This is a genomic window from Devosia sp. Z6_126 (assembly GCF_058133495.1).
The window spans coordinates 359,297-383,894 of record NZ_JBYUNO010000002.1; the positions used below are offsets into that span (position 1 = coordinate 359,297).

Here is a 24,598-nt window from a genome sequence, read left to right on the forward strand (position 1 = left end):
ATGGATGACGACTGGATCACATCGCCAGCTGGTGCCCGCGTGTTGCAACACGCCGAGGATCGCCGCCCGGCCTGGCTATGGTCCGCCGACGGGCTGCACTTGATCTGGCACAATCGGGCAGCAACGCTGTTTGGCGCCAAGCTCAAGAAAAGCGGCATCAAGCGCGGCCCCACCCCAGTACCGATCAAGGGCCAGATAGCTCGTAATATCCGACTCGGCTCCACCGGTCGAAGCAGTCTTGCGCGGATCCAGTTCTTGGCTGGGGAAAAGCCGATCTCGGCGACCTGCGCCACAACGCCGCTGCTCGATGATGTAGGCGCAGCGATGCTGCTGATCGTGGCGGTTGACGCCATCGACGCCGAGATCTTGTTGGCGAGCGGTCCGGCACCCGCCCTGGCCCCTGCCGATTCGCTGGCCGCACCCTCGGCTATGGCCGTGACGAGTGAGCCGGCTGCTCCGCCGACGACGATAGACTCCGAGACCTCGCCAGATCCGGTCACCGAGTCGCTCGAGCTTTCAGTTGTGGCGCCCGAGCTGGAAGCTGCGCTGGTAGAGGCTCAAGAGCCCCAACTGCCCGCAGCTGAGTCGCAAGGGCCTATCTTGCCACCGCGGCCATGGTTGCCGCTGCCGCCCCCCGGCGTGGTCCTGGAAACGGCGCCCTTCCGGCCTGTCGCATTGGTTGATGAAGACGAGGAAACGGTCGAACCAGATCCCCAGGTGGGTGAGCTTGCCCCGATTGCCGCGGCGATCGAGGCCAATGATGCGGCCTATCAGCGCGAGCTCGACAACTGGCGGGCGACCGAAAGCGATGCTGCCGCTCCGAGCGGCTATGAGGCCGAGGACGAGGACAGCGCCGCCGAGACCTCGGAAGCGGTTTCCGAGTTCGAGAACGAACCAGAGGTAACGCCATCAGACGCCTCCGAGCCGCCTGTCGAAGAAGCGCCAGGCGTGGGCACCCGGCTATCGGCGCTGGTCGACCGGTTGAGTGCGGACGCCGATTTGTTCTCGCCGCTCACCGATTCGGATGATCCGCTGCAAAGCGACCCGGTTGTCACCGGCGCTGCACCACAACTCTGGCTGGTGACAGGCGCAGGCTTTGTCGCTGCCGCTTCTGCCCCTGCGGCCGAAGATCAGCAGGACACCCCCGCGACGATTGAGGTCGAAGCATCGGCGGCGCCGATGGAGCAACCAACAGCCGCCTTTATCGATGAGCCCGAGCCGGAAGTGGATGAGGACGAGGACAACGCGCAGGAGCAGTTGCTAGCGTCCACAGCCGAGGACGAGCTTGCCGAATTCGACGGCGATGACACTCCCGAGCCCCAATCCGATGCCGCGACTGAGGATGGCCCGGAAATCCTGCCGCCGGGCGCCCCCGATCCTGAGGCGGTGGAACGCGTTTCGCGCTACAACTTCGATGAGCTCTCGCGCATTCTGAACGACCGCATGGGTGAGACCTCGGGTCAGGCGCAGCGCGCTGTTGCCCAACCACCGAGCAGTTCGGGTGCACTGATCAATCTGGGTGGCGAAACGCTGGTGCTGAACCGGCTGCCGCTCGGCATCCTCGTGTTCCGTGATCAGCAAGTGCTGTTCGCCAACCGTGCCATCACCGAGATGGTGGGCTATGATTCGGTGGAGAACCTGCGCGCCGCCGGCCTGGCCTCGGTGTTCCCGGCCGCGGGACCGGAAGGTCACGAAGCGGGGCCGGTCAACCATCTGGTGCAGCGTGATGGCACGCTGGTGCCGGTGACCGCACGCTTGCAGTCCATTTCCTGGCAGGGTCGCCCGGCCCTCATGCTGTCGGCGAGCGCCACCGAAGTTCGCACTGGCCATGAAGCTGCAGTGCGCGCCTTCGCAGAAACCTTTGCCAGCTTGCGCGGCGACGGGTTCTTCGAAACCAATCGCGCGGGCGTGCTGAGCGTCGTGTCCCCGCGCGCCGCCGCGCTGCTGGGCCAGGAAGGCGCGTCGCTCCAGGGGCGGCCGCTGACGAGCTTTGTCGCCCGCGCCGACACCCCGGATCTGAGGTCGTTCCTCGAGCGGCCAGCGCGCTTTGCCGAATCGGCCCGCCCCTGCCTGTCGCTGCGCGCCGCCTCCGCCGGTGCCGAATTGATGCTGTTTGCGCAGGGCCAGGCGGGCGTCGTCACCGGTTATTTCGGCTTTGTGCACCAGCGTGAAACCAGCCAGCCGCGTCTCGGAGCGCCCAGCGATATCGATCCAGCGCTGCTGGCTCGGATCAGCCGGGGGATTCGCCGCCCACTCAACACCATCATCGGTTTTTCCGATCTGCTGCGTTCGGAGGCCTTTGGTCGGCTCGGCACCGAGCGCCACGAGACTTATGCGCAGGATATCGTCACTGCCGGCAACGAGATCGCCGCGCTGGTGGACGAACTCGATGATTTCACCCGCCTACGCGATGGGCGCTACCTGCCCCAACGCGCCAGCATTGATCTGACCGGACTGCTCGAAAGCTGCGTGCTGCGCATCCGCCACCAGGCCGGCATCTCGCGGGTGATCGTGCGCAATGCGATTTCCGAATCCCTGCCCAAGGTCACGGCCGATCGGGCATCGCTGGCCCAAGCGGTGCTGAACCTGCTCGCCAGCGCTATTGATCAAACCCCGGCGGGCGGCGCCGTCATCATCTCCTCCAATAGGGAGGACGATGGCAGCATCGCCATCCATGTGCGCGATAGCTCCAACACAGCAGTCGACATGGCTGAACGTTTCGTGGTGTTCCGCGATGGCGTGGGCCGGGACGGCAAGGCCGTGGCGCCGGTGCGCTCGAGCGTCGGGCTCGCCCTCACCCGCTCGCTGCTGTCGGTCAACGCCTTCTCACTGGCCGTGGACCCAGCTGGCGAGCACGGGCTGCTGTTCACCCTGCGCATTCCCCCCGACCTCGTCGATGCGCCCATGGCCGAAGCCGGCGAGAAGTAAGCGGGCCGCGGCACCGCTCCGGCAGTGGATGATCATGCCATGCGCTGGGGTCACACCAGCAAATCTTCATCCTTTGCCTAGGTGCCATGCCGGGCGCACTGCCTTATAGAAAAGAATGCAAGGCGGCCGAGCCGCAACGGGGAGCGAAAGCATGGGCAAGGGACTACAAATTCTGGGCATGGCGGCAATGCTTGGCATGAGCTGGTCGAGCCTTGCGCTTGCTGCCTCGACGCAAGTCCGGATCGGCGTCGCCCTAGAGCCACCTACCCTTGATCCTACGGCAGGGGCTGCCGAAGCCATCGACAACATCGGCTATCAGAACGTCTTTGAGGGCCTGACGCAGATCGACCAGACCGGCGCGGTGCAGCCCTCCCTCGCCAGCAGCTGGACGATCAGCGATGACGGGCTGACCTATACCTTCATCCTCCAGCCTGACGTCACCTTCCATGACGGCACCAGCTTTGATGCCGATGACGTCAAATACACCTTTGACCGGCTGCTGGCGCCAGAGAGCATCAATGCTCAGAAGGCGCTGTTCTCCCCCATCGCCAGCGTTGTGGTCCAGGATCCCCAAACCATCACCTTTACCCTCAGCCGCCCCGACGGGATGTTCCTGTTCAATCTCGGGCGTGGGGATGCCATCATCGTTGCGCCCGAAAGCGCCGAGAACAATGCCACTGCCCCCATCGGCACCGGCCCCTTTAGCTTTGTCCAGTGGGACAAGGGCAGCCGCGTCGTGCTCGAGCAATATGGCCCCTATTGGGGTGAGCTGCCGGCGATAACCCGCGCAACTTTCGTGTTTATCAGCGACACCGCCACCATGACCAATGCACTCCTTGCGGGCGACGTCGACGGCACCAATAATTTCGCCGCCGAAGCGCTGCCGATCTTTGAGGGCAATCCGCAGTTCAAGGTGCTGGTGGGCACGACCGAGGGCGAGGCCATCTTGTCCACCAACAATGCCAAGGCTCCGTTCAACGAGCTCAAAGTGCGCCAGGCAATGGCGCATGCCATTGACCGCGCCGCCATCATCGAAGGGGCGACCTATGGCTATGGCGTGGCGATCGGCAGCCACTTCGCCCCGCACAATCCCTATTATGTCGATCTGACCAATACCTATCCCTATGACCCCGAAAAGGCGCGCGCGCTCCTCGCCGAAGCCGGCTATCCCGATGGGTTCAGCGCCACGCTCAAGCTGCCCCCGGTGAACTATGCCAAGGTCAGCGGACAGATCCTCGCCAGCCAGTTTGCCGAGGTCGGCATCAAGCTCGAACTCATCAACCTCGAATGGGCGCAGTGGCTCGAAGATGTGCTGACCAACAAGGACTTTGATCTCTCCATCATCGCCCATGTGGAGCCCTTCGACATTGGCATCTATGCCGATCCCAACTATTATTTCGGCTACGACAATCCGCAATTCCAGGCGCTGATCGAGACGCTCAATGCCACCACCAACGAGGCGGAACGCAAGTCCCTCGCCATCGAGGCCCAGACCATTCTCGCCAATGATGCGGTCAATGGCTACTTGTTCGAGCTGGCAAAGACCGGCGTGTGGAACGCCAAGCTCGAAGGCATGTGGCCAAACTCGCCGATCGAGGGCGTGGTGCTCCGCTCCATCCACTGGGTGGACTAAGGCGTCCGGGGCGGCCACGGCATGATGGTTTTTCTGCTGCGCCGCTTGGGTGGGTTTGCACTGACGTTGCTGCTCGCGGCGACGGCGATCTTCTTCCTGCTTGACCTGCTGCCCGGCGATCCCGCCCGCTTTATCCTGGGTATCACTGCCAGCCCTGAAGCCGTGGCCAATCTGCGCCTGCAGATGGGCCTTGAGGCTCCTCCAACGCAGCGTTTCATCGCGTGGCTCTGGGGCATGCTGCACGGCAATCTCGGGGAGTCTTACACCCAGCAGGCTCCCGTGGCCTCGCTGATTGCTGGGCGACTCGCGGTAACCCTCCCCCTCACCATCGCGGCGATGATCATTTCGGTCGCGGTCGGGCTGCCGCTCGGCATCCTTGCGGCCCGCCACCGTGGCAAGGCCCTCGATTCCGCGCTGATGGTGCTGGCGCAGTTGGGCGTCGCCGTCCCCAATTTCTGGTTTGGCATGTTGCTGACCCTTGTCTTTGCTGTTGCCCTGCGCTGGCTGCCGCCCGGTGGATTTACGCCCTGGAACGAGAACCCCTTTGCTGCCATGCGCTCGCTGGTTCTGCCGAGCCTGGCGCTGGCGCTGCCCCAGGCCTCGATCCTGGCGCGGGTGATGCGCACGGCGCTGGTGGACATCCAGGAGCAGGATTTTATCCGCACCGCGCGTGCCAAGGGCATGACGCTGGGTGAGGCCGTTTGGCGCCATGGCGTGCGCAATGCCATGCTCCCGGTGTTGACCATTCTGGGTCTGCAATTCGCGTTCCTGATCGCCGGCGCTATTATCGTCGAGAATGTGTTCTATCTGCCCGGTCTGGGCCGCCTGATCTTCACCGCCATCTCGGAGCGTGACCTGATCCTTGTGCGTGGCGCGGTAATGGTGCTGGTGGTGACGGTCAGCCTCACCATGTTGCTGGTCGACCTCGCCTACGGCCTGGTTGACCCGCGCCTGCGCGAGCGAGGCGTGGCGACATGATCGAACGCCTTTTTGCCAACCGGAGCTTTCGCCTCGGCGCAGCCGGCACGCTGCTGTTTGCGCTGCTAGCCCTCGTTTCGATCTGGTGGACGCCCTATTCCATCGCGGAGATCAATATCGGCCGCCGGTTTCTTGGTCCCACGGCCGCCCACTGGCTCGGCACCGACCAGTTGGGCCGGGACATGGTTTCGCTGGTCATGGCAGGAACGCTCACTAGCTTTGTCGTGGCGGCGATGGCCGTGTTGATCGGCGCCGGCATCGGCGTGCCCTTAGGCCTTGCTGCCGCCGCATGGGGTGGTCCGGTAGAATGGCTGGTGCTGCGTCTCAGCGATGTGGTGTTTGCCTTTCCTGCCGTGATCACTGCAATTCTGATCACCGCTCTGTTTGGCCCGGGCGCCATCAATGCCACCATTGCCATTGGTGTCTTCAACATCCCGGTGTTTGCCCGCGTCGCCCGTGGCGGAGCCCTGAGCTTTGCCACGCTGGATTTCGTCGCCGCTGGCCGCCTCGCTGGCCTTGGCAACGCGGCCATCGCTTGGCGACACTTGCTGCCCAATATTCTCAGCCTCTTGATCGTTCAGGGCACGATCCAGCTATCATTGGGCATCCTGGCAGAAGCAGGCCTGTCCTATGTCGGGCTCGGCACCCAGCCCCCGGCCACCAGCCTTGGCTTGATGCTGCGTGATGCCCAAAGCCTCTTCCTGATTCATCCCTGGCTGACACTGGTGCCGGGGCTCTCCATTGTGTTGATCGTTGTGTGCATCAATGTCGCCGGCGATGGCCTGCGTGACGTGCTTGATCCGCGGCTGCGCCGCCAGGGAGCTGCGCATGCCCTTGCTTGAAGTGCGGGGGTTATCAATCGCCTTCGGCCAAACCGAGGTGGTCAAGAACCTTAGCTTTGCTCTGGAGCCGGGCGAACGCTTTGGCATCATCGGAGAAAGTGGATCTGGCAAAACCCTGACGGCCCTCGCGATAACTGGCCTGCTCCCCATAGGCGCCACACCGACAGGCACCACCCACCTCGATGGCGCCCCCTTGCCCACCGCCGAACGCCCGATGGCGCGACTGCGCGGCAAACGCTTCGGCATGGTGTTCCAGGAGCCGATGACCGCGCTTAACCCTTTGATGCGCATCGGTCGCCAGATCGAGGAAGCTGTTGAACTAAACGAGGCCAACACGAGTGCGGCAACTGCCGTGCCCCAGCTTTTGGCCGAGGTCGGCCTCCTGCCCGAGCACGCCCGGCGGTATCCGCATCAGTTGTCGGGTGGACAGCGGCAGCGCGCCATGATCGCCATGGCGCTCGCGAGTGAACCTGATCTGCTGATTGCCGATGAGCCCACTTCCGCGCTCGATCTCGTCACCCAGCGCCGCGTGCTCGAACTGATCGCCCAGATCTGCGAGCGACGGCACATGGCCTTGCTGTTTATCAGCCATGATCTGAAGGCGGTTGCGGCGCTTTGCTCGCGCGTGATGGTGATGCATCGCGGCGTGGTTGTGGAACAGGGAACCACGGGGGCGGTGTTGGGCACCCCGCAACAGGACTACACCCGTCGCCTAGTGGCTGCGTCACGCCTCGACGTGGTCGCCCCCAACCGTGCCCCGCTCGGTGAAACCCTGCTGGAGGTTGCAGCCGTCAGTCGCGACTACCGCGGCAATGGGCTTTGGCCATGGGCGGCCAAGCCGCTGCGGGCGCTGCACGAGGTTTCCTTCACGCTTCGCAGCGGCGAATGCCTGGCTCTGGTCGGTCCTTCCGGCTGCGGCAAAACCACCCTCGCCCGCATCATTGCCGGCCTAGATAGTGCCAGCGACGGGGAAGTGCGGCTTGGCGGCAAGCCTTATCACGGCCGCGACCTGCCCCGGGCGTTGCGGGCTGACATTTCGCTGGTGTTCCAGGATCCCTTCGGCAGCTTCAATCCGCATCTCACCATCGGGCAATCCGTTGGTGAGCCGTTGCGGCTGCGGCCTGAACTTGGCCTCGTGCAACGCACTGAACGCCTGCACGAAGCCATCACTGCCGTTGGCCTGTCCCCTGAAATGCTCGAGCGCTACCCGCATGAATTTTCGGGCGGACAGCGCCAGCGCCTCGCCATCGCGCGCGCCCTCGTCACCCGGCCCAAGCTGCTGGTGCTCGATGAACCGGTGTCAGCCCTCGATGTGTCGGTGCGCGGGGAAGTGCTGAACCTGCTTGCGCGGTTGCAGGCCGAGTTCGGGCTGACTTATCTCCTGATCAGCCATGACCTCGATATGGTCCGCGCCATGGCGGACCGGGTCATGGTGATGGAGGCCGGTCGCATCGTTGAACAGGGCGAGCCGAAGGCGATCTTCGAGCACCCCCAGCACCGCCTGACGCAGGAGTTGGTCGGCGCTCGCCTGCCCGAGCTTGGGGCCGGCGCGCTCCTCGCTTAAAGCCCGAGCTTTTCGCGCAACGCGTCGATGCGCTTGGAGGCCTCCGCCTTGCTCAGATCCTCGGCAAAGGCATCGGGATCGCTCGCCTGCTCGCTTAGCGTCTTGAGATAGGACGCCTGGGCGCCCGTCATCGGGTCGTCCCCTGTGGTCCAGTCATCAGGGTCCTTCTGAAGATTGGAATTGGGGGCGTCGGCAACTTTGGGATTGGTCGTGGACATGTCGAACTCCGTTCCGGTGTTCGCTTAATGTTCTAGCTGGCAACTCGTTCCCGGCGCCGCAACCTAGGGCAAGGATGCGCTCAGTTTAGTGGCGCAGCGACGGCGTAGCGGCAAGAATCCTGCGCGCAATGGCGCGGAAGGCTTCGGCCTCCGGACCATTGGGATCAGCCACGACCGGCGGTGCCCCGCGGTCGGAGGCTTCGCGGATCGACATCACCAGCGGCACGGCGCCGAGGAACGGCATCTCAAGCTCCGCCGCTGCCTGTTCCGCCCCGCCCGAGCCGAAGATATCGTAGCGGTTGCCGGTATCGGGGGCGATGAAATAGCTCATATTCTCGACCAGCCCTAGCAACGGCACACTAAGCCGCCGCAGCATGTCGATGGCCTTGCGCGCGTCGATCAGCGCCAGGTCCTGGGGCGTCGACACGATCACCACGCCATCGACTTCCGCCTGCTGGAACAGCGAGATGTGGATGTCGCCCGTCCCGGGCGGCAAGTCGACCACGAGGATATCGAGCTCGCCCCAATCGGTTTCACGCAGCAATTGCCGCAAGGCCGAGGTCGCCATCGGCCCGCGCCAGACCACGGCCTGGCCCGGATTGAGCATGGAGCCGATCGACATGGCTTTGAGCCCAAAGGCATCATGGGGCGAGAAAATGCCATCCTCGCGCACCGCCGGCTTGCCCTCGAGGTGCAGGAGCTTGGGAATGGAGGGGCCGTAAAGATCGGCATCGAGGATGCCGACACGCAGTCCCTCGGCCTGCCACGCCAGCGCCAGGTTGACCGCCGTGGTCGATTTGCCCACCCCGCCCTTGCCCGAACCGACGGCGATGATGCGTTTGACGCCAGGCACAGCCTGTTTTGGTGCAGGACCCGGCCGTCCCTGTGCCGCGGCCTGTCCGGTGGCTGGCGCCTTGTCCGAGGTCAGCGAAACCATGATCTTGCGCGTCGGCGCCACCGCTTGTGCGGCGCGCTGGGCCGCCTCGCGCACCGGCCCGAAGGCCGCTTCCATGCCTGGCTGCACCGCGATGGCAAAGGCCACGGCGCTGGGCGTCACGATGATTTCCGAAAGGCCGGCATAACCCGCCAGCGTGTCGCCGCCGGGAATTTCGACGGCAGCGAGGGCGGATTTCACCGCGGCAGCAAGTTCGGTATCGGCCATGTCAGGCTTTCACGGATGAGGCAGGCGCCGCACCTGCCCTATGGCTGCGGCCGACCATGAGCCGACCACCGGTATCGCAGAGGATAAAAAACGGGCCCCGGATGATCCGGAGCCCAAGCATAGTTAGAGAATCGACTGGCCGGTGCCGGCCCAATCCTTAAGGAAGCTGTCGATGCCCGACTTGGTCAGCGGGTGATCGGCCAGCTTGCGGATCACGGCAGGCGGGATCGTCGCGACGTCAGCACCGATCAGCGCGACCTGGGTCACGTGATTGGGCGTACGGATCGAAGCGGCCAGGATCTGGGTGTCGAACTGGTAGTTGTCATAGATCGTGCGGATATTCTCGATCAGCTCGACGCCATCGAGATTGAGGTCATCGAGGCGCCCGAGGAAGGGCGAGATATAGGTCGCGCCGGCCTTGGCCGCGAGCAGCGCCTGGTTGGCCGAAAAGCACAGGGTCACATTGGTCTTGATGCCCTTTTCCGCGAAGTGCTTGGTGGCCTTGAGGCCATTGAGCGTCAGCGGCAGCTTGACCACGATGTTCTGCGCGATCTTGGCAAGGTGCTCGCCTTCGGCAACCATGCCTTCATATTCGAGCGAGGCGACTTCAGCTGAAACCGGGCCGGGGGTGATCGCCGCGATTTCCTTGATCACTTCCTTGAAGTCGCGACCGGACTTGGCAATCAGCGAGGGGTTGGTGGTCACGCCGTCAACCAGGCCGGCTTCATGCAGTTCACGGATGTCATTGATGTCCGCGGTGTCGACGAAAAACTTCATCGTTTCCTCCTAGAGTCTGGGTTGCCGGCGCGTCAGGGTGACGGGCGCCGCTTTATTTCGTTCCCGCAAGCAGGGCATGGGCGAGATCGTCAACGCGGTCCTCGGGAATGCCCGCGACATTGATGCGGCTGTCCCCTATCATATAGACACCCCGGGCCGCTTTTACATGCTCGACAGTGGCATTATCGAGCCCGAGCAGCGAAAACATGCCGCGGTGGCGGGCGATAAAATCGAAGTCTTCCGAATTGCTCTTCTGGCGGATGGCGTCGGCCAGCTTCTCGCGCAGCCGGATCATGCGGGCGCGCATTTCATTGAGCTCGGTTTCCCATTCCGCGCGCAGCTGCGCATCCTCGAGAATGGTGCGGATGATCTCGGCGCCATGATCGGGTGGCTGGGAATAAGCGCCACGGATGATGTTGAGCAGCTGGGAATTGGCGATATCGGCGTGTGCGGCATCACTGGCCACAAGGATCGCCGCGCCGATGCGCTCGCGGTAAAGGCCAAAGTTCTTGGAGCCTGAAAATGCCACGAGGGCCTCGGGCACTGCTGCCAGCACCTTGCGGGTGCCATAGGCGTCTTCAGCAAGGCCATCGCCAAAGCCGAGATAGGCGAGATCGATAAAGGGCAATGCGCCAGTGCGGGCAAGGCTCGCGGCCACCGCGTCCCACTGCTCGTTGGAAAGGTTGGCGCCGGTCGGGTTGTGGCAGCAGCCATGCAGCAGCACGATATCCTGCGGCCCCAGGCCATCAAGCGTGGCCAGCATGGCATCGAACTTCACGCCGCGCGTCTGCGTATCGAAATAGGGGTACTTCTTGACCGTCAGCCCGGCATTTTCGGCGATGGGGTTGTGGTTGGGCCAGGTCGGGTCCGAGACCCACACCGTGGCACCCGGACGGGCCCGGTTGATCAGCTGCATCAACACCCAAAGCGAGCCGGTGCCGCCGGGAGCCTGCGCGATGCGCACGCGCGAGCGTTCCACCGCATCGCCGAGCGCCAGATCCAGCACCGCGGCGCCAAAGCCCTTGTTGCCGGCAATGCCGAGATAGGTCTTGGTGGTGCCTGCCGCCAGAATGCGCTCTTCGGCTTTGCGCACCGCCGACATGATCGGGGTGGTACCGGTTTCGTCCTTGTAGACGCCGACGCCGAGGTCGATCTTGTCAGTGCGCGGATCGGCGGCATACTCGCCCATCAGCGCCAAAATCTTGTCGCCAGGGGCCTTGGAAAGGGTCTCGAACATTGCGGGGCTGGGTTCCGTTGGGAGGCGCGGCCTTTATAGAAGCCGGAATGGGATTTGCAACCGTCAGCGCTTGACGCCGAGACGGTCGAGTTCGGCGATGAGCGCGGGCACGATGGCGAAGAGATCACCCACCAGCACCGCATCGGCCATTTTGCTCAAGGGCGCTTCGGGATCGCTGTTGATGGCGATGATGCGCTTGGCGCCCTGAATGCCCGCCAGGTGCTGCAAGGCCCCCGAAATGCCGACAGCAATATAAAGGTCCGGCGCGATGATCTTGCCAGTTTGACCCACCTGCCAGTCGTTGGGTGCGTAGCCGGCATCGACGGCCGCGCGGGTCGCGCCCACGGCAGCGCCCAGCGTTTTGGCGAGCTGCTCGATCAGCTTGAAGCCTTCGGCCGAACCCACCGACACGCCGCCGCCCACCACGATCTGTGCCGTGGACAGATCCGGTGAGTCGCTTTCGGTCCGGTGCGCCGCAATGATCCGCGCCACCGAAGCCACCGGCGCGTGTGGCAGCGGCTCGATCGGGGCGGCGTCCCCGAGCCCGGTTGGACGGAATGCGGAAGCGCGCAGCGTCAAAAGGTTCTGCTTCTGGTCGGACACCACCGTTTGAAGCGCATTGCCGGCATAGATGGGCCGCACAAAGCGGTTGGGCGCCTCGATGGACACCACATCGGTGATCGGCATCAGGTCGAGCTTGGCCGCAAGGCGCGGCATCAGGTCCCGGCCAGCGGCCGCGGCGGCCGCAACGATATAGGTGTATTGCGGTGCCAGCCCCGTCAGTAGCGGGACGATGCTGTCGGGCAGGCCCGCAGCAAGATCGGTGCCCTGCCCCACCAGCACGCGATTGACGCCAAGGAGGCGCGCGCCATCCAGCGCCACCTGGTCCACCCCTTCGCCCAAAACCAGCAGGTCCACCGCACCCAACTCGCACACTGCCCCAACGAGACGCGCCGTAGCGGGTGAGAGCAGTCCGAGATCATGCTCGGCCAGAACCAGAACGGGCATCACAGCGCCTCCAGATCGGCAACGTCATCGGCAATGAGCCGGGCGAGGTCGGCAACATTGCCCACGGTCTTGCCAGCAGCGCGATCAGGCGGGGGCGACACGTTGTCAACGCGCAGGCGCGGCGTCACGTCGACGCCGAAGTCTTCCACAGGGCGCACCGCCAGCGGCTTGCTGCGCGCCTTCATCACCATGGGCAGCGCCGCATTGCGCGGCGTATTGAGGCGCAGATCGGCCGTCACTACTGCCGGCAGCGGCAGCGCCACGGTTTCACGGCCCCAGTCCACTTCACGCGTCACTTCAAGTCCGTCGCCAGTCGGGTTGATGGCCGAAGCGAAAGTGGCCTGCGGCCAGTCCAGCAGGGCCGCCAGCATCTGCCCGACATGATTGCTGTCGTCATCCACTGCCTGCTTGCCCAGCAGCACGAGATCGGGTTGCTCTTCGGCCACGACCTTGGCCAGCAATTTGGCGATGGCGAGGGTTTCGAGTTCGGCATCGGTCTGGATCAGCACGCCGCGATGCGCCCCCATGGCGAGGGCGGTCAGGATCACGTCGGTCGCGGGCTTGGGACCGATCGAGACCACAACGATTTCGCTATCTGCCACCTTCTCCGCCAGTTGGACTGCCGCTTCCACCGCGTGCTTGCAAAAGGGGTTCATCGACATGCGCACGCCAGCGGTTTCCACGCCCGATCCATCGGGGCGGACGCGAATACGAACATTGTGATCAACAACACGCTTTACGGCGACAAGGATCTTCATGGCGGCAGGAGGCTCCGGAACACGGGGCATGGTTTGGCAAATCTGGGCGAACGGAACAAGGCGGCGGGCGGAAATAACGGCCCAAGCTGGCGCACGATGTTAAAAAACGCTGCCGTTTGCCGGCACGGACCGACGCCGCGAGGTTGACGCGGAGAGTTATGGCAGCGACACTGACCCAGAACAATTTTCTGGTTTTTCATGCCCGTAATCAATCGCATTGCCGAGTTTCACGACGAGATCGCTGGCTGGCGTCAGGACCTGCATCGCAATCCCGAGATCCTGTTTGAGGTGCATCGCACGGCGGGCAAGGTCGAGGAACTCCTGCGCGCTTTTGGATGCGACGAGGTCGTGACCGGGCTGGGGCGGACCGGCGTTGTCGGCATCATCAATGGCAAGAGCAATACCAGCGGGCGCACCCTGGGCCTGCGCGCGGATATGGATGCCCTGCCGATCGCCGAACGCACGGGCAAGCCTTACGCCAGTGCGGTGCCGGGCAGCATGCATGCCTGCGGCCATGATGGTCACACAGCCATGCTGCTGGGCGCAGCCAAGTATCTCGCTGAAACCCGCAACTTCGATGGGCGAGTCGCCCTCATCTTCCAGCCGGCTGAAGAAGGCGGCGCCGGCGGGCGCGAAATGGTCGAGGATGGCGTTCTCGAGCGCTTCGGCATCAACGAAGTCTACGGCATGCACAACTGGCCGGGCATCCCGGCTGGGCATTTCGGCATTCGCGTGGGCGGCATCATGGCGGCGACGGATCGCTTCGTGATCGATATCGAGGGCCGCGGCGGCCATGCCGCGCGCCCGCAATCCACGGTCGATCCCGTGATCATTGCAGCCCAACTTATCACCGCGCTGCAGACCGTGGTGTCGCGCAATGTGGACCCGCTCGGGAGCGCTGTGTTGTCGGTCACGGTGCTGGAAGCCGGCGACGCCGACAATGTCATCCCGCGCACCGCCCGGCTCAAGGGGACGGTGCGCACGCTCGATGCCGGGGTGCAGGACTTCATCGAAGCCCGTCTGCAGCAGTTTGTCCCCCAATTTGCCGCTAGCTTCGGAGGGTCGGCCGAGGTCAACTATATGCGCGGCTACCCGGTGACGGTGAACAGCCCCGCCGAAACCGCCTTCGCCGCTGGCATTGCCGAGGAGGTTGCCGGCGCCGAGCGCGTCGACAAGGACGTGGCCCCCTCCATGGGCGGGGAGGACTTTTCCTTCATGCTCGAGCAGCGCCCCGGCGCCTATATCTTTCTTGGCAATGGCGACAGTTCCGAGTTGCACACGGACACCTACGATTTCAACGATGCCATCATTCCGGTGGGGACAAGTTATTGGGTAAAGCTGGCGGAACGAGCCCTGCCGATCCGCTAGAGCTTTGGTGGCGGCCCCGCATCCTGGGGCTGACCCTCCTGACCCTTGCCCTGTCTGCTGCGGGCGGCCTGGGCGCGACCGCGTTGGGCCTGCCCGGCGGCTGGATCATGGGCGGCTCATTGGCGGTCACTGTCGCGGCGATGATCGGCCTGCCCGTGCGCATGCCTGTCCGCTTGCGCGACATCGCCTTCGTGCTGATCGGCATGTCGATGGGCACCACCGTGGCTAGCGACAGCCTGTCGCTGCTCGCCAGTTGGCCGATTAGCCTCATGGGCCTGGTGCTTGAAATGGTGCTGATCATTGCGCTCACCGGCTGGATGCTGGTGCGCGTGTTCAAGCTCGATCCGGGCACGGCCTATCTGGGCTCCATTCCCGGCCATCTGTCCTTCATCATGGGCATCGCTTCGGCCGGGGTCGGCGATGCCCGCCAGATCGTCATCATCCAGGTCATCCGGCTGCTGATGCTCACGATCTGTGTGCCGATCGGCGCCATGTTCCTGCCGGTGGAGCATTTTGGCAGCGCGGTGCCGACGGCAATCCTGAGCTGGGGCGAGCTGCTGTCCCTCGCCGCCGCTTGCGTGGCGTTGGGGCTCGTCTTCATGCGCCTCGGTGTTCCCGCAGCCATGGTCATGGGGCCGATGGGCCTGGCGACCGGCGCCAAGCTTGGCGGGCTTTATAGCGGCGCCATGCCCGAGCCGCTGGTGATCCTCGCCTTTGTGCTGACGGGGGCGCTGATCGGCTCGCGCTTTGCGGGCATCACCCGGCAAGAGTTCATGCAGGCCGCCCTTGGTGGGCTGATCGCGACGGCAATGACCGTGGGCATCGTCACGGTCGTTTCCTTTGGCGTCAGCCTGCTGGTGGACATGCCCTTTGGGCAGATCTGGATCGGCCTCTCACCCGGCGCGCTCGAGGGCATGGGGGCTCTGGGTGTGGCGCTCGGCTTCGACGCCGCTTTTATCGCGGCCCACCACATGATCCGCTTGCTGCTGCTCAGCCTGGTCATCCCGCTGCTGGTCGTACTGATCCGGCGGCGAGAGGGGCGAAGCGAGGGAGCGGCGACAGCAGCAACGCTGCCGCCAGCTCAGGGCTAGGCTAAACCACTGCGCTCAGCAGCGGCTCGCCGGCAAAATGCGCATCGAGATTGGCCACCAGCAGCGCGCCCATGGCGTCGCGCGTCTGATGCGTGGCGCTGCCCTGATGGGGCGAGAGCACGACATTTTCGAGCTTCAGCAGCGCCTCGGGCACTTGGGGCTCGTTCTCGAACACATCCAGCGCCGCACCGCCCAGCTTGCCGTTCGAAAGCAGCTCGATCATGGCGGGCTCATCGACGAGGGTGCCGCGGGCGACATTGACCAGCATGCCCTTGGGGCCTAGCGCTTCGAGCACTTCGCGCGATACGATCCGATTGGTGCCCTTGCCGCCGGGGGCGATGATCACCAGCCAGTCGATATCGCGGGCCATCTCCAGCAGGTCGGGATAGAACACATAGGGCTCTTTCTCCTGCCGCTTGCGGCCGTGATAGACCACCCGCATCTTCATCGCCTGTGCCCGCGTGGCAATCTCCTTGCCGATCCGCCCCAAACCCAGAATACCGACCGTCTTGCCGGTGAGTTCGCTGAACAGGCCCATATTGCCCGCCGGCCACTTGCCCGCCCGCACGAACTGGTCAGCCTGCGGAATGCGGCGGGCCAGCGCAATCATCATGCCGATGGTGAGTTCGGCCACGGCATCATTGAGCACATCGGGCGTATTGGTCACCCGCACCCCAGCCGCCTTGGCTGCCGCAAGATCGATATTGTCGGTGCCAACACCGAAGCCGGCGATGATTTCCAGATTGGGCAATTTGGCGATGAGGTCGGCATTTACATCGCTGCCGGCGTGGGCCCGAATGCGGGGTCCAACCTCGTTCAGAAAGCGTTCAGGTTCCTGAACTTCGTGCAGTTTATGCACGGTAAACCGTTCAGCAAGAGCCGCTTCGCAGCTGGCCAGCAGCTTCTTGGTTTGCAGAATTTCGATGGTCATGGTCTCGCCCCCCGCTCTTAACCCAGGTGAGAAATAGACAAAGGTTCCCGCCGAGTCGACCAGATTTGGCGAAAATGGCCCCTTGCTCCCGCTGGACGGCGCGTCACAAATATGTAGCAATGTGAATAGGATGGGACCAAGCCCTTTACCCTCGGAGCGAGATGGCCGACACAGCGCCGTTTGACGAAATGAACAATGCGGACGGATCGATCCGCGAACCCTATCGCGTCCTCGCCGAGTGGCTGGCCGAGCAACCCGAACGAGCCCTGCCCCTGATGCAGTCGGACGCCGAAGCGATCTTCCGCAAGCTCGGCATCACCTTCGCCGTCTATGGTTCGAGCGAGGGCACGGAAAAGCTCATCCCCTTTGACGTTATTCCTCGCATCATCTCGGCGGCCGAATGGCGCCGGCTGAGCAAGGGAATAGAGCAACGGGTACGAGCACTTAACGCCTTTCTTTACGACATCTATCATCGTCAGGAGATCATCAAGGCGGGCCGGGTACCGGAGCACCTGATCCTCCAGAACGCCGCCTTTTGCCCCGAAATGATGGGGCTTGAGCCGGCGCAGGGCGTTTACGCCCACATTATCGGCGTCGATATCGTGCGGGTCGGTCCCAATGATTTCTATGTGCTCGAGGACAATCTACGGACGCCTTCCGGGGTGAGCTACATGCTCGAGGACCGCGAGGCCATGATGCAACTGGCCCCGGACCTCTTCCATCGCTACAAGGTCGCGCCGGTGGAAACCTATCCCGAAAACCTGCGCCGTACGCTCGAAAGCGTGGCGCCTGCAGGGGCCGGCAGTTCGCCCAATATCGTCGTGCTCACGCCGGGCATCTATAACTCGGCCTATTTCGAGCACTCGTTCCTGGCGGACCAGATGGGCGCCCAGCTGTGCGAGGGGCCAGACCTGTTTGTCGATGGCGGCAAGGTCTATATGCGCACCACAACGGGCCCGACGCGGGTAGACGTGATTTATCGACGCATTGACGATGATTACGTGGATCCGCTGACCTTCCGTCCGGACTCCATGCTGGGTGTTCCGGGGCTCTTCAACGCCTATCGCGCGGGGAATGTAACGCTGGTCAACGCGCCCGGCACGGGCATCGCCGACGACAAAGCCGTCTACACCTATGTCCCTGATATCATTGAGTTCTATCTGGGCGAAAAATCCCTGCTGAACAATGTGCCCACCTATAACTGCACCGATCGCGAGCAGCGGGAATGGGTGCTGGCCAATATAGGCGAACTCGTGGTCAAGGAAGTGCATGGCTCCGGCGGCTACGGCATGCTGGTTGGCCCTACGTCTACCAAGGCACAACAGGAGGAGTTCAAGGCCAAGATCCTGGCTAGACCGGACAATTACATTGTTCAACCCACGCTCGCCCTTTCCACCTGCCCCACTTACGTCAACAACGGCGTGGCGCCGCGCCACGTGGATTTACGGCCCTATGTTCTGGTGGGTGACAAGGTGCGGATCACACCGGGCGGCTTGACTCGCGTGGCGCTCAAGGAGGGATCGCTCGTCGTCAATTCGAGCCAGGGTGGCGGCACCAAGGACACCTGGGTGCTGGAGGACTGATGCCATGACCATGCTGGGGCGCACAGCGCAGAACCTCTTCTGGATGAGCCGCTATGTGGAGCGGGCCGAGAACATCGCCCGCCTGCTGGAAGTGGGCTATCGCATGAGCCTTACCTCGCGGCGCGAAGGTGGCGCCAGCGAGCATCTGGTCTCGATGATGCAGGCCGCCGAAGTCGACGAAGCCTTCGCCGCCAAGCACGATCAGGCCGATGTCGACAGCGTCGCGCACTTCATGATGTTCGACCCGGATAACCCGTCATCCGTTCATTCATGTTTGCAAGCGGCCCGCACCAACGCCCGCTCCGTCCGCACCGCCATCACCAGCGACATGTGGCAGAGCCTCAACGCCGCCTGGCTCGAGTTCTCCCAGATCAAGCCCAGCGATGTGCGCGGCGCCAAGCTGCTCGGCCTCTTGCAGTGGGTCAAGCAACGCAGCCACGAATTCCGCGGCGCCATGCTGGGCACTATCTTGCGCGATGACGGTTTTGCATTTTCGCAGGCGGGCAGTTTTGTCGAGCGGGCCGATAACACGGCGCGCATCCTCGACATGAAGTATTACGTGCTGCTGCCACGCGCGACGATGGTGGGGGGCGAGCTCGACATCCAGCAATGGACACTGATCCTGCGGGCGGCATCGGCGCACCGCTCGTATCAGCACTTCTATCGGGACCGCTTCAAGGCCCACAACATCGCCGACTATCTGATCCTGCGCCCTGAAATGCCGCGGTCACTGGTCTATTGCGCACGATCAATGTCGGACACGCTGGACACGCTGGCGGATGTCTACGGGCAACGCATGATCTGCCACGAAGCGGCTGAACAGCTCTGTGCCATGGTGGAGGACACAACCATGGACACGATCTTCGCTCACGGCTTGCACGAGTTCCTCAACGAATTCATCGGCCGCAACAATCATGTCACCGAGTGCATGTCGATAAGCTACAATTTCTACTGACAACCGGGATCGCTCGGCACAAAAGGCTTCCAGATGCGCATCGCCATCCATCATCGCTTGAGCATTACACCCCCGCCCGGCACCGTGCATGCGCTGATGCAATTGCTGCTCACGCCGCAATCAGGCGTCGGGCAGAAGGTCGAGAGCTGGACTGTGGACATGCCGGGCCTCGACAGTGCGGCGCGGTTTACCGATGCCTATGGGAACATCATGCATCTGGTTAACCAAAGTCGCCCGGAAGGCCAGATCGTGGTCACGGTGGACGGCGTGGTCGAAACCTTGGACAAGCATGGTGTTCTGGGGCGCGTGGGGGGAGAACCGGTCCCAGGCCTTTTCAAGCGCAAAACGTCCTCAACGCAGGGCAGCGAAGAGATCTTCGGTCGCTTCAAAGGCAGCAGCAATAATCGACTGGAGGTGCTGCATGGCCTGATGGCGGCGGTCGGCGAAGCTCTTGTTCCTCAAAAGGTGGAGGATGCGGCGGCTCCCCCGAACGGGGGCAGCGAGGCGGCCCAGTCCATGTCCGCGGCAGGCATGACGCAATCCATCGGTGGGGTGACGCAGTCGATGGGCGAGAGCCTGACTGAGGTGACTGAAAGTGAGGGAGCGTCAATCAAGTCATTGCCGCTGGCGAGCGAGTTTGCTCACCAATTTATCGGCGCGGCCCGAGCGCTCAACATCCCGGCGCGCTATGTCACCGGTTATCTTGCGGATGACGAGGGCGGAAGCACTGCGCTGCACGCCTGGGCGGAAGCTTTTGACGATCGGCTTGGCTGGATCGGCTTCGACCCCATGCTGCAACTTTGCCCCACAGAACAGCATGTGCGACTGGCTGCGGGGTTGGATGCCCACGCAACCCAGCCCTTACGGGCAGTGCCCCTGGGCGATGGCGTGCGGGTGCTGGGCTTCTCGGTAGCGCCCGCCACCTAGGCCAGCGCTAAGGACCGAGGATCAACAACCAGGCCGAAATGGAAGCCGCCGAGGCAAGTGTTGCGATCAAAATCGTGTTCGCCGCGACGCTGGTGCCGCGATTGTAGTAGGTCGCGAACACGTAAACATTGACGCCGGGCGGCATAGCGGCCAGCAGAATGCCATATCGGGCAATCTCCATATCAACCCGCATCACCCAGACCATAAGCACATAGGCGATGGCGGGGTGCAGGACGAGCTTGATCAGCGAAGCCACAACGGCCTGCTTCCAATTGTCGGACAAGCGGTACTCGTTCAGGGCGCCGCCGATGCCGAACAAGGCGGCGGGCACTACCGCCTGGCTCATCATCAAGAAGAATGCATCGGCCGGCTCGATCAGTTGCAGCCCAGCAAAAGATCCGATCATCCCGCCGGCGATCCCCCAAATCAGTGGGTTGGAGAGGACCCGCTTGGCCGCTAGCAACAGCGTCCTGCCCAAGGAGCGACCATCCCGCTTGACCAGTTCCATAGTCACCATGCCGATGCTCAGCAAAATGGCCCCGTGCAGGCCGATGATAGAGAGCGTGACCGGCAGCGAGTCTAGGCCATAAGCGCGCTGCATGATGGGGAGCCCCACCAGGACTGTATTGGTGAAGGTGCCGGAAAAGCCCACCGAGACGCTTTCGCCGGGTGTGTTCGCAAAAAATCTTCGGGCGATGAAAATTCCGACCACAAAGCAGATCAGTGCGCCCAGGTAAAACGGGCCGATGATCGCAAGGTTGAAGGCGGAACGAAAATCGCTGGTGAGAATGGAGTGGAATAGCAGGCATGGGGTCGCAAAGTTGTTCACAAATGCGATCAGGCTTTTGATGCCTTCGGCGGGAAAAAGGCGGAAGCGCACGGCACAGTAGCCTAGCGCCATCAGCGCGAATATTGGCGCGATGACATTGAATATGGCGAGCATGGCCGGGCAACCTGGAAACTGGTCCCCTGCCCTAGACTGCCGTCGCGGTCGGGTCAATCCGAGGGAGTGAGACGGGCGGCTCCAAGACGCACATGAAGTTCATTTTCATGAGCGAACATAAGGCGTAGAAGCGGCGGGAATCTCCCGGGAGCCCAGCATGACCCAAACAGAGCAAGTCGATATTTTTGTGATCGGTGGAGGCGTTAACGGCACTTCCATTGCTCGTGATGCCGTCGGCCGCGGCTTTTCCGTGATGCTGGCCGAGATGAATGATCTAGCGTCCGGTACATCGTCGGCCGCGACCAAGCTGGTCCATGGCGGGCTGCGTTATCTGGAGCACTATGAGTTTCGCCTCGTTGCCGAAGCCTTGGCCGAACGCGAAGTCCTTTGGGCGGCCGCACCGCACATCATCTGGCCGCTACGGTTCGTCTTGCCTCACCACAAGGGGCTGAGGCCTAAGGTCGTGCTGCGCGCGGGTCTGGCGATGTATGACTATATGGGTGGACGCCGCCTGCTCCCCCCGACCAAGACGCTGGACCTTAGCAAGGACGAAGCGGGCAAGCCGCTTAAGCCGGGCTTCAAGACGGGCTTTGAGTATTCGGACTGCTGGGTGGACGACGCCCGTTTTGTCGTTCTCAATGCTCGGGACGCTGCGAACAAGGGTGCGACGGTCTACACCCGCACCAAGGTCACCAGCGCTCGCCGGGATAACGGGGGCTGGACGCTGACGCTGTCGGGGCAAGATGGCGAGCAGACGGTGCACGCCAAGTTCGTGGTCAATGCCGCTGGTCCCTGGGTGGACGAAGTGGTCGGCAACACGATGGGCAATAACGGCGCCCACAATGTGCGTCTGGTCAAGGGCAGCCACATCGTGGTGCGCAAGCTGTTCGACCATGATCGTTGCTACATCTTCCAGAACGCCGACGGGCGTATCATTTTTGCCATTCCCTACGAGCAGGATTTTACCCTGATCGGCACCACCGACCAGGACTACACGGGCGATCCCAAGGACGTCGCTATTTCTGATAACGAGATCGACTATCTCTGCCGGGCTGCCAGCGAGTATTTCGCGCTGCCTGTCCTGAAAGCCGACATCGTCTGGACCTATTCCGGCGTACGCCCATTGTTCGACGACGGCGCCACCGCCGCCCAGGAAGCCACCCGGGATTACGTCCTCAAGCTCGATGGCGATCTGGCCAGCGGAGCGGCCTTGCACGTCTTTGGGGGCAAACTCACGACGTCCCGGCGCTTGGCCGAGTCGGCCATGGAAAAGATCGAAAGCGTGCTGGGCCAACGCGGCCCACGTTGGACCAAGGAGTCCAAACTGCCGGGCGGTGAGTTCGAGCCCCTGCAGTTTGAATCGGAAGTGCGGCGCCTGGCTATGGACTATAGCCGCCTGCCCGCCACCATGATCCGGCGGCTGATGCGCCTTTACGGAACCAAGGCGCGGGTAATCCTTGGGAACAACAAGGAACTGCACGAACTGGGGGCTCACTTCGGCGCTGACCTTTACCAAAGCGAGGTGGATTATCTGATTGCCAATGAATGGGCTGTGAGTTCCGCCGATATCTTGTGGCGCCGCACCAAGCTGGGGCTGCATACCGGGGCTGAAGACAAGGCGCGCCTGGACGCTTATCTGGCACAACGGCGCTAAGGGGGAGAGCGGAATGACTGAGGGTTTTGTGCTGGCGATCGACCAGGGCACCACATCGAGCCGAGCCATCGTTTTTGATGCCAGCTGCCAGGTGCGGGGCGTCGGCCAGCAGGAATTTGCGCAAATCTTCCCGCAGGATGGCTGGGTCGAACATGATCCGGAGGCCATTTGGGAGAGCGTCCTTGCCACAGCACAGACGGCCATTGGGGCGGCCGGGATCGAGCCGGCAGCATTAGCTGGCATCGGCATCACCAACCAGCGTGAAACCGTGGTTTGCTGGGATCGCGATACCGGCAAACCCATCGCCAATGCCATTGTCTGGCAAGACAGGCGCACAGCACCGGTTTGTGCGCAGCTGCGGCGGGACGGCGTCGAGGCGCTGGTAACCGAGCGAACCGGATTGCTGCTCGACCCGTATTTCTCTGGAACCAAGATCGGGTGGCTGCTTGACCATGTGCCTGGCGCCCGTGAACGCGCCGAACGTGGCGAAGTGCTGTTCGGTACTGTCGATAGCTTTCTGATCTGGCGGCTGACGGGCGGCCGAGTGCATGCCACCGACGCTACCAATGCGGCCCGTACGCTACTGTTTGACATTGTCGCCAATCGCTGGGACCCTGAACTGCTGGAGTTGTTCGGGGTTCCCGCAGCAATGTTACCAGAGGTCAAGGACTGCGCCGACGACTTCGGGAACACCGATGCGGCGCTGTTTGGGGCCGCTGTGCCGATCCTTGGCGTTGCCGGCGACCAGCATGCCGCGACGATTGGCCAGGCCTGCTTCAAGCCTGGGATGCTGAAATCGACCTATGGCACTGGCTGCTTTGCGCTGCTCAATACTGGCACCGAACTGGTACGGTCGCATAACCGGTTGCTGTCCACCCTTGCCTATCGGCTGGACGGCAAGACCACCTATGCGCTGGAGGGGTCGATCTTTGTGGCCGGTGCAGCCGTGCAGTGGATCCGGGACGGGCTGAAGCTTGTGAACAAGGCGAGCGAAACTGGCCCCCTGGCGCAGTCGGCAGATCCCAACCAGCATGTTTACATGGTGCCCGCATTTGTGGGCTTGGGCGCACCTTGGTGGGATGCCGAGGCGCGCGGCGCCATTTACGGTCTGACCCGCAATACTGGCCCAGCCGAGATCGCGCGGGCAGCACTGGAAGCGGTATGCTACCAGACCCGCGATTTGCTTGATGCGATGCGCAAGGATTGGAAAAGCACTGGCGGCGAGACCGTGCTGCGGGTGGATGGCGGCATGGTCGCGTCTGACTGGACCATGCAGTTCCTGGCGGATGTGCTCGATGCGCCGGTTGATCGGCCAACGATCCTTGAAACCACTGCATTGGGCGCCGCTTGGCTCGCTGGCTCGCGCGCCGGGGCCTGGCCCGACATGGAAGCCTTTGCCGCTGGCTGGTTATGTGACCAGCGGTTCGAGCCCGCAATGGACCCCTCAACGAGGGAGAGCAAGCTCAGCGGTTGGGGCGCAGCAGTGCGGCGCACGCTTAGCACAGCGGCTTAGGCCTGCGCGACTAGACGAGCCAAGCCTCGAATGAGCCGCCGGCGATCATGGCCCAATACAGCCGGCCCTTGTCGGTGCGCGCCACAGCCAAGCCGAACTCAGTGAATTTCGGGCTGAGCAAGGTGGACCGGTGCCCAGGCGAATTCATCCATCCCTGGATGGCGCTTTCGAGATTGGGATGGCCGCCGGCAACGTTCTCGCCCACTGCGCCGAGATAGCCAGCCTGGGTTACACGTTCGCGCAAGGTAACGCCCAGATCGTGGCTGAGCTTGTTCTTGGCTGCCATTAACTGGGCTTGCGAACGGGCTGCCGTTTCAAGCCGCTGATTATAGCTCCAGGGCGGCGCGCCATTGGTTTTGCGCACCGCGTTGATGGCGGCAAGGATTTGATCGTCAGACAAGGTTTCGGGAGTGGTACCACCGGTGGCGGGAACTATTGGCGCGGTCGTGGCGCAGGCCGAAAGCAGCGCCGCGCCCGCAAGCACCAGCGCCCCGCGGCGGGTCAGGTTAGCCATGAAGAGAACCCTTG

General features: G+C 63.1%; 21 protein-coding genes. 12 read left to right on the forward strand and 9 right to left on the reverse strand.

The window, feature by feature from the left end; all coding sequences use genetic code 11:
• The 5 genes from AC3YOG_RS08700 (at position 1) to AC3YOG_RS08720 (ending at position 7,945) form a co-directional block, all read left to right on the forward strand.
• Positions 1-2,928 carry a histidine kinase dimerization/phospho-acceptor domain-containing protein gene (locus tag AC3YOG_RS08700; RefSeq protein ID WP_489934775.1) on the forward strand — a complete coding sequence of 976 codons (2,928 nt, stop codon included), beginning with the start codon at positions 1-3 and terminating at the stop codon, positions 2,926-2,928.
• Positions 2,929-3,079: 151 nt separating this feature from the next.
• Positions 3,080-4,561, forward strand: a complete 1,482-nt coding sequence (locus AC3YOG_RS08705) for an ABC transporter substrate-binding protein (protein WP_489890076.1) — start codon at positions 3,080-3,082, stop codon at positions 4,559-4,561.
• Between the two features lie 21 nt (positions 4,562-4,582).
• A complete protein-coding gene (locus AC3YOG_RS08710) occupies positions 4,583-5,539 on the forward strand; it encodes an ABC transporter permease (protein WP_489934776.1) in 957 nt (318 codons plus the stop codon).
• A complete protein-coding gene (locus tag AC3YOG_RS08715) occupies positions 5,536-6,381 on the forward strand; it encodes an ABC transporter permease (RefSeq protein ID WP_489934777.1) in 846 nt (281 codons plus the stop codon). The genes AC3YOG_RS08710 and AC3YOG_RS08715 overlap by 4 nt, the downstream gene beginning before the upstream one ends.
• Positions 6,368-7,945, forward strand: a complete 1,578-nt coding sequence (locus AC3YOG_RS08720) for a dipeptide ABC transporter ATP-binding protein (protein ID WP_489934778.1) — start codon at positions 6,368-6,370, stop codon at positions 7,943-7,945. The genes AC3YOG_RS08715 and AC3YOG_RS08720 overlap by 14 nt, the downstream gene beginning before the upstream one ends.
• Here the strand turns inward: AC3YOG_RS08720 and AC3YOG_RS08725 are convergent.
• From AC3YOG_RS08725 to AC3YOG_RS08750, 6 genes are all read right to left on the reverse strand, one after another.
• On the reverse strand, positions 7,942-8,163 hold the full coding sequence (locus AC3YOG_RS08725) for a DUF3072 domain-containing protein (RefSeq protein ID WP_127752801.1): 222 nt from the start codon (positions 8,161-8,163) through the stop codon (positions 7,942-7,944). The genes AC3YOG_RS08720 and AC3YOG_RS08725 overlap by 4 nt on opposite strands.
• A gap of 85 nt (positions 8,164-8,248) precedes the next feature.
• A complete protein-coding gene (locus tag AC3YOG_RS08730; RefSeq protein WP_489934779.1) occupies positions 8,249-9,325 on the reverse strand; it encodes an Mrp/NBP35 family ATP-binding protein in 1,077 nt (358 codons plus the stop codon).
• 123 nt (positions 9,326-9,448) lie between these two features.
• Positions 9,449-10,102 (reverse strand): fructose-6-phosphate aldolase, encoded by a 654-nt coding sequence (fsa, locus tag AC3YOG_RS08735; RefSeq protein WP_127752799.1) that lies wholly within the window; start codon positions 10,100-10,102, stop codon positions 9,449-9,451.
• A gap of 52 nt (positions 10,103-10,154) precedes the next feature.
• Positions 10,155-11,339, reverse strand: coding sequence for an amino acid aminotransferase (locus AC3YOG_RS08740; protein ID WP_489934780.1), 1,185 nt, complete (start codon positions 11,337-11,339; stop codon positions 10,155-10,157).
• Positions 11,340-11,402: 63 nt separating this feature from the next.
• Positions 11,403-12,347 (reverse strand): electron transfer flavoprotein subunit alpha/FixB family protein, encoded by a 945-nt coding sequence (locus AC3YOG_RS08745; RefSeq protein WP_489934781.1) that lies wholly within the window; start codon positions 12,345-12,347, stop codon positions 11,403-11,405.
• Complete coding sequence (locus AC3YOG_RS08750; protein ID WP_489934782.1) at positions 12,347-13,105, reverse strand: electron transfer flavoprotein subunit beta/FixA family protein; 759 nt, start codon at positions 13,103-13,105, stop codon at positions 12,347-12,349. Before AC3YOG_RS08750 ends, AC3YOG_RS08745 begins: the two co-directional genes overlap by 1 nt.
• A gap of 198 nt (positions 13,106-13,303) precedes the next feature.
• Between AC3YOG_RS08750 and AC3YOG_RS08755 the strand changes: the two genes are divergently transcribed.
• A complete protein-coding gene (locus AC3YOG_RS08755) occupies positions 13,304-14,473 on the forward strand; it encodes a M20 aminoacylase family protein (RefSeq protein ID WP_489934783.1) in 1,170 nt (389 codons plus the stop codon).
• Entirely contained in the window at positions 14,434-15,564 is a 1,131-nt protein-coding gene (locus AC3YOG_RS08760) for an AbrB family transcriptional regulator (RefSeq protein WP_489934784.1), read from the forward strand. The genes AC3YOG_RS08755 and AC3YOG_RS08760 overlap by 40 nt, the downstream gene beginning before the upstream one ends.
• Before the next feature lies 1 nt (position 15,565).
• Here the strand turns inward: AC3YOG_RS08760 and AC3YOG_RS08765 are convergent, their stop codons facing one another.
• Positions 15,566-16,495 carry a 2-hydroxyacid dehydrogenase gene (locus AC3YOG_RS08765; RefSeq protein WP_489934785.1) on the reverse strand — a complete coding sequence of 310 codons (930 nt, stop codon included), beginning with the start codon at positions 16,493-16,495 and terminating at the stop codon, positions 15,566-15,568.
• Positions 16,496-16,656: 161 nt separating this feature from the next.
• Between AC3YOG_RS08765 and AC3YOG_RS08770 the strand changes: the two genes are divergently transcribed.
• From AC3YOG_RS08770 to AC3YOG_RS08780, 3 genes are read left to right on the forward strand one after another with little or no spacing between them, the layout of a single operon-like run.
• Positions 16,657-18,078, forward strand: coding sequence for a circularly permuted type 2 ATP-grasp protein (locus AC3YOG_RS08770; protein WP_172123073.1), 1,422 nt, complete (start codon positions 16,657-16,659; stop codon positions 18,076-18,078).
• A gap of 4 nt (positions 18,079-18,082) precedes the next feature.
• Positions 18,083-19,033, forward strand: coding sequence for an alpha-E domain-containing protein (locus tag AC3YOG_RS08775; RefSeq protein ID WP_489934786.1), 951 nt, complete (start codon positions 18,083-18,085; stop codon positions 19,031-19,033).
• Positions 19,034-19,066: 33 nt separating this feature from the next.
• A complete protein-coding gene (locus tag AC3YOG_RS08780) occupies positions 19,067-19,960 on the forward strand; it encodes a transglutaminase family protein (RefSeq protein WP_489934787.1) in 894 nt (297 codons plus the stop codon).
• Positions 19,961-19,967: 7 nt separating this feature from the next.
• Here the strand turns inward: AC3YOG_RS08780 and AC3YOG_RS08785 are convergent, their stop codons facing one another.
• Entirely contained in the window at positions 19,968-20,903 is a 936-nt protein-coding gene (locus AC3YOG_RS08785; protein ID WP_489934788.1) for an AEC family transporter, read from the reverse strand.
• A gap of 157 nt (positions 20,904-21,060) precedes the next feature.
• Here AC3YOG_RS08785 and glpD point away from each other — a divergent pair, with 157 nt between their 5' ends.
• Both glpD and glpK read left to right on the forward strand, forming a co-directional pair.
• Entirely contained in the window at positions 21,061-22,557 is a 1,497-nt protein-coding gene (gene glpD, locus AC3YOG_RS08790) for a glycerol-3-phosphate dehydrogenase (RefSeq protein WP_489934789.1), read from the forward strand.
• A gap of 13 nt (positions 22,558-22,570) precedes the next feature.
• On the forward strand, positions 22,571-24,070 hold the full coding sequence (glpK, locus tag AC3YOG_RS08795; RefSeq protein ID WP_489934790.1) for a glycerol kinase GlpK: 1,500 nt from the start codon (positions 22,571-22,573) through the stop codon (positions 24,068-24,070).
• 10 nt (positions 24,071-24,080) lie between these two features.
• Here the strand turns inward: glpK and AC3YOG_RS08800 are convergent, their stop codons facing one another.
• Positions 24,081-24,584 (reverse strand): CAP domain-containing protein, encoded by a 504-nt coding sequence (locus AC3YOG_RS08800; protein ID WP_489934791.1) that lies wholly within the window; start codon positions 24,582-24,584, stop codon positions 24,081-24,083.
• Between the last annotated feature and the right edge of the window lie 14 nt (positions 24,585-24,598).